The sequence below is a fragment of the Promineifilum sp. (SeqCode) genome, assembly GCF_041918635.1.
Taxonomy (GTDB): domain Bacteria; phylum Chloroflexota; class Anaerolineae; order Promineifilales; family Promineifilaceae; genus Promineifilum.
Map to the genome: position 1 here is coordinate 1 of NZ_JAYRVJ010000197.1, position 5,055 is coordinate 5,055.

Below are 5,055 nucleotides of genomic sequence, written 5' to 3' on the forward strand. Positions count from 1 at the left end.
CGCGAGCAGCTGACCTGACCGTTCAACAAGTCGGCCAATTCCTGCGCCAGCCCCAGGTCGCCGCGCTGGCGGACGCCCTGACCCACGTCGACGATGACCGGCGCGTCTTGCAGCCGGCGGCCGGCCTCGGCGGTCTTCTCGTTATTCTCCAGCACTTGCAGCACCGGCGCGTTGATAGGCACGGTCAGGTTGACGACCTGACAGGTTTCAGAATAGTTGTCAGGTCTGGCGCGGAACGTGCCGGGGGCCACGGTCGCCAGCGCGGGGCGGGAGTTGATGCGGTACGTGTTCTTGCCCACGCCGGTATAGATCATGCACTCGACGGTAATTGCGCCTGTCTGCGGGTCGCGGCTGAAGTCGGTGCACCAGGAGGCCGCGCCCAGGTTGAGTCGCTCGGCCACCCGGCCGCTGACCTCCAGGCCGCGCTTGGTCGCGCCAACGAGCACCAGGTCGGGTTGCGCCTCGCGGATGAGGCCGGCCAGCGCGTCGGTATACGTCTCCGGATGGTAGCTCTGGAGTTCGGGGGCCTGGACGGTATAGACCACATCCGCGCCCCACGCGCCATATTGGGCCGCGACCGCCGCGCCGAACACGGCCGTCTCAACCTGATCGAACGCGCCGGCCTCGACGGCCTGGCGGGCCTTGCCCAACAACTCTTGCAGGACGGCGGCTTCTTCGGAATAAACCAGTATCTTCGACATCGTCTTTACCCCTCCTTGATCACCTGTTCGGCCACGAGGGCGTCAATGAGTTGGTTCGCCATCGCCGTCACGTCGCCATTGCTCAGCATGACCTGCTTGCGCCGTACGACCACGCCCGATTGCGCGACCCGCTGCACCAGCGCGCGCGCCTCGAGCGCCTCCACCGACAGACCAAGATCCCCGGCCGGCTGCCAAACGTTGAGTGGCTTCTTCTTGGCCTTCACCGCGTCCATCAGGGTGGGGCGGCGGGGCGTGTTCGTCTCTTGCGTCACGGTCAGCACGGCTGGCAGCGGCGTCCGCGCCTTCTGCATGCCGCTGTCGAGGTCGCGGTCGGCCGTCAGCCAGCCGTCGGCGTACTCGATATTGCGGGCGTAGTTCAGCAGCGGCCAGCCCAACCGCTCCGCCAACCGGGGCGGAACCTGGTAGCTGACGCCGTCGTCACTCGTCTCGCCGCAGACGACCAGCGTCACGTCGCCCATCTTCTGGATGGCGGCGGAGAGCACGGCGGCCGTGACCGCGGGATCGGCGGGCAGGCCGGTGTTTTCCACAATCGTCATGTCTTCCAGCCCCATGGCGACCGATTCGCGGAAGCTCTCGCGGGCGGAGGCCGGGGCCACGGTCAGGCCGTGAACCGTCCCGCCATGCTTCTGGGCCAGGACGACGGCGGCCTCCAGCACGTGGCGGTCGATGGCCCCCACGCGCAGCGGCACGCCGGCCAGCCGCAGTTCGCTGGTGGCCGGATCGACCTTCACCTCGGAAACGTCGAGGGAGTATTTAATGCAGGCTACGATCTTCATGATTCCTCTTTCGTTCTGTAGGGGCAGACCTGCGTCTCTGCCCGCACGGGCAGAGACGCAGGTCTGCCCCTACTAGCCATACCGATAGACAATCCCAAACCCCCCACGCGGCGGGTTCCAGGTGATGGCCCCGTTGCCGCCGGTGTCGCAGGCGATCTGGCACGTGCCGCACTCCACGCAGTTCTCATAGCGGGCCACGACCACGCCGTCGGCCATCACGTAGACGGCCGCCGGGCAGACGGTCAGGCAGGGCTTCAACTCGCACGCCGGGCACAGCGCGTGCTCGATGTGGATGTGGCTCTGCTCCTCATCGATCTCGTACTTGTCTAGTCCCAGACGGGCATCAAGGCTCAATTCGTGGATCATCGCACCAACCCCCTGCCGATCTGCGCCATGTCTTTCATCATTTGCCAGAGCGATAGCTCCTCCTTCATGTTGTCGCGCAACGCGCCGTAGACCTTACGGCCCGGCCGTTCGCGCACCGAGAACATGTCGCCCATGACGTTGCAGGCCAGATCGGGGTAGACGTTGAACAGCCGCTGGTTGTCCATCAGGGCGTAGGTGTCCTTGAACGTCACCATGTCTTTGTACACGTCGGTCTGTTTGAAGTGCGTCTCGTAGGCGGAGAGCGCCTCTTTGGAGTAGTCGCCCCCCTCGCGCGCAGCCAGAATGGCGCGAGCGGCCGACGCCGCCGAAGCCACGGCCACGTCCATGCCGCGCAGGGTCATCACGTTGTTGAGCAGTAGCCGCGCCGCGCTGCCGGCGACAACGTAGCCGTCGCCGTAGAGTTGTGGCATCAGATGCACGCCGCCGCGGTGGATGGCCTGGGCCGAGTACTCCACCACCTCGCCGCCGCGGATGAGCCGCTGGACAAAGGGATGGGCCTTGAACTCGTCCAGGATGTTGTGCGGCTGGCGCTTGCTCCGGTAGAGCGAATCGATCTTGACCACCACGCCCAGGGAGATGGTGTCACGGTTGGTGTAGAGGAAGCCGCCGCCGTCCACGCCGCCGGTGTGGCCGACGCAGGTGTAGGCCACGCCCTCGTCGGCGCTCATACACTGGAAGCGGTTGGTGATCACGTCTTCCGGCAGGGCGATCACTTCCTTGACGCCGATGGACACGTCGTGGGCATTGAAATCGTCGCGCAGCCCCGCCTGCCGCAGCAGTTGGGAGCGCGTCCCTTCGGCGATGACCACCACGTCGGCCATCAGATCGTCCCCGCCGGCGTGGATACCGACGACCCGCCCTTCTTCCATCAGCAGCCGCTCGACGGTGTAGCCGGGCAGCAGCATGGCCCCGGCCTCTTCCGCCTGTTGGGCCATCCACGGGTCGAACCGCGCCCGCAGCACGCTGTAAGCATTGGCCCCCTTGCTCCTGTCCCCCTCCCTCTGGGAGGGGTTAGGGGAGGGCGCTCCGTTCCCCGCCCCCTGGGAGGGGTTAGGGGAGGGCGAGGTCGCCTCGGCCAAATCGCGATAATCCAGCGTAACCGACGCCTCCTTGCCCAGGAAGACGATGCTATGGCCGACGATGCCCCGCTCCACCGGCGCGCTCTCCCAGAAGCGGGGGTAGATCTCGTCGTAGACGTGGCTGAAGGCCAGCGCGCCGGATACATTCTTACTGCCCGGGGTTGCGCCGCGTTCGATCATGACCACTTCCATGCCGGCCTGAGCCAGCAGATAAGCGGCCGTGGCTCCGGCCGGGCCGGCGCCGACGACGATGACGTTGAATTTCTCCATACTTTCCGTCCTTAGGGGCTAGGTTCTAGGGGCTAGAGGATAGGGAAGTCGATCTGCCCTGGTCTCTAGTGCCTATATCCCTTCTTCCTTATTACAGCCCGGCGATATAGTCGCGGTTGATGTCCTTGTAGAGAATGTAGCGGCCCGTCTCCCAGCCGGTGGCGTAGAAGAATTGCGGGCAGTAGGGGGCCATGTAGATGTAGTCGTCCTTCTGTACCTCGATGTAGTCGTTGTTGAGGTAGTAGACTCCCCGGCCGTCGAGCATGTACAGGCCGTGCTCCATGATGTGGGACTCGACGTAGCTGAAGTAGATGCCCGGCTCGAATATGAGCAGATTAAAGGCCATGTCGAACCCCAGCTCCTCGTCGTACGGGATCAGGTGCTTCTCGACGTAGGTATCCTCCGGCTCCGCCTGCACGTCCTTCTCGTTGGAGACGATGGGCGCGGGGACGGGCACACCCTCCACCGGCTCATAACGCCGGCGCAGCCAGAGCATGCGCGTCAGGGCGTCGCTGCCGTTATGCAGGGCGAAGCGGGAGTTCGGCGGCAGCCAGGCGAAGCCGCCCTGCGTGAAGGCGTGCTCCGTCTCGCCCAGGGTGAACGTGACCTCGCCCTCGATGACGAACAGGAAGTGCTCGAACTCGTCCTGGATGGGCGCGCGCGTGCCGCCGCCGGGGTGAATGAGCAGTTCGTACTCGGTGAAGCGCGCGCCGAGAGCCGGGGTGGTCATCACCTGGGCGCTGGTCTTGACGAAGGTCGGGATGGTGCTGAGCACGCGCGCCCCGCGCGGCAGGATGCTGTACAGGCCGGGCTTGGTGATGGAGCGGTTGCGCGTGGTAACGTCGGCGTCAACAGGGCCGGTTTTAACGGTCATTCTCAATTCTCCTTGCTGAGCCACCGCCAACTGAACAGCGTCAGAAAGCGAATGGCTTCGATGAGTTGGTCGATGGCAATATGTTCATTGGCGGCATGGGCGAGCGCGGGGTCGCCAGGGCCGAAAATGATGATGGGCAGCGCGCCGCCGGCGAACCAGCGGCCGTCGCTCGTCTGCACGTAGCCGGTCAGGTCGCGCCGCTCGTAATCAGGCGATTCATCGCCGTTCTGCGCCCCTTCCAGAGGGAGGGAAATGGAGCGCCCTCCCCTGACCCCTCCCACAGGGAGGGGAAGGCGAACAACCGCTTGCAGCGCCGCCGCCGCCGCCCGCGCGAAGGGGTGGGCCGGCGACGTGTTGATGTTGGCCGCGACCTCGCCTTCGGAGGTCAGGTCGTAGCGCAGCGGGGCTACCTGCGCGCTGTACTCGTCGAGCGCGGCGCGAATCTCGGCCATGGCGCTCTCGCGGCTTTCGCCGGGCAGCAGCCGGCGATCCATGGCGACGGTGCAGCGGTCGGGCACAATGTTCCACTGCGTCCCGCCGGCAATCCGGCCTACGTTCAGGGTGGGTGGCGGCAGGAAGGGGTGCTTGCGCGCCCCCAGGCGCGGCAACAGGCGCGCCTGGAGCCAGCTGAGCGCTTGAGCCGCGTTCAGGATGGCGTTCTCCCCCTCCCAGGGCGTGGCCCCGTGGGCGCTGACGCCGTAGACGGTCAGGTCGATGCCACAGGCCACACGCTCGGCGATGGCGATCCGGTTGTTGGTCTGTTCGCCGACGACCAGGGCGTCGGGCCGCAGGTGGCCGCTGTCGCGCAGCCACTTCGTGCCCACCAGGCCGCCCGACTCCTCGTCGGCCACCGCCGCCAGTTGGAGCCGCCCACGCAGTTCGACGCCGGCGCGCGCCAGGCACACCAGCGCCATCACCTGGGCCGCCAGACTGCCCTTGTCGTCGCC

General features: G+C 66.2%; 6 protein-coding genes. All 6 read right to left on the minus strand.

What is annotated here, in order from left to right:
• Nucleotides 1-701, minus strand: a 701-nt coding sequence (locus ACE3UY_RS06860; protein ID WP_374686801.1) for an electron transfer flavoprotein subunit alpha/FixB family protein, incomplete at its 3' end; no start/stop codon positions are given.
• Nucleotides 702-706: 5 nt separating this feature from the next.
• Nucleotides 707-1,498, minus strand: a complete 792-nt coding sequence (locus ACE3UY_RS06865) for a hypothetical protein (protein ID WP_374686802.1) — start codon at nt 1,496-1,498, stop codon at nt 707-709.
• A 72-nt stretch (nt 1,499-1,570) separates the two neighbouring features.
• Nucleotides 1,571-1,864 carry a ferredoxin family protein gene (locus ACE3UY_RS06870; protein WP_374686803.1) on the minus strand — a complete coding sequence of 98 codons (294 nt, stop codon included), beginning with the start codon at nt 1,862-1,864 and terminating at the stop codon, nt 1,571-1,573.
• Complete coding sequence (locus ACE3UY_RS06875) at nt 1,861-3,234, minus strand: FAD-dependent oxidoreductase (RefSeq protein WP_374686804.1); 1,374 nt, start codon at nt 3,232-3,234, stop codon at nt 1,861-1,863. Before ACE3UY_RS06875 ends, ACE3UY_RS06870 begins: the two co-directional genes overlap by 4 nt.
• Nucleotides 3,235-3,325: 91 nt before the next feature.
• Nucleotides 3,326-4,108 carry a (S)-ureidoglycine aminohydrolase gene (gene allE / locus ACE3UY_RS06880; RefSeq protein WP_374686805.1) on the minus strand — a complete coding sequence of 261 codons (783 nt, stop codon included), beginning with the start codon at nt 4,106-4,108 and terminating at the stop codon, nt 3,326-3,328.
• 2 nt (nt 4,109-4,110) lie between these two features.
• Nucleotides 4,111-5,055: M20 family metallopeptidase (locus tag ACE3UY_RS06885; protein ID WP_374686806.1), on the minus strand; the 945-nt coding region annotated here is incomplete at its 5' end.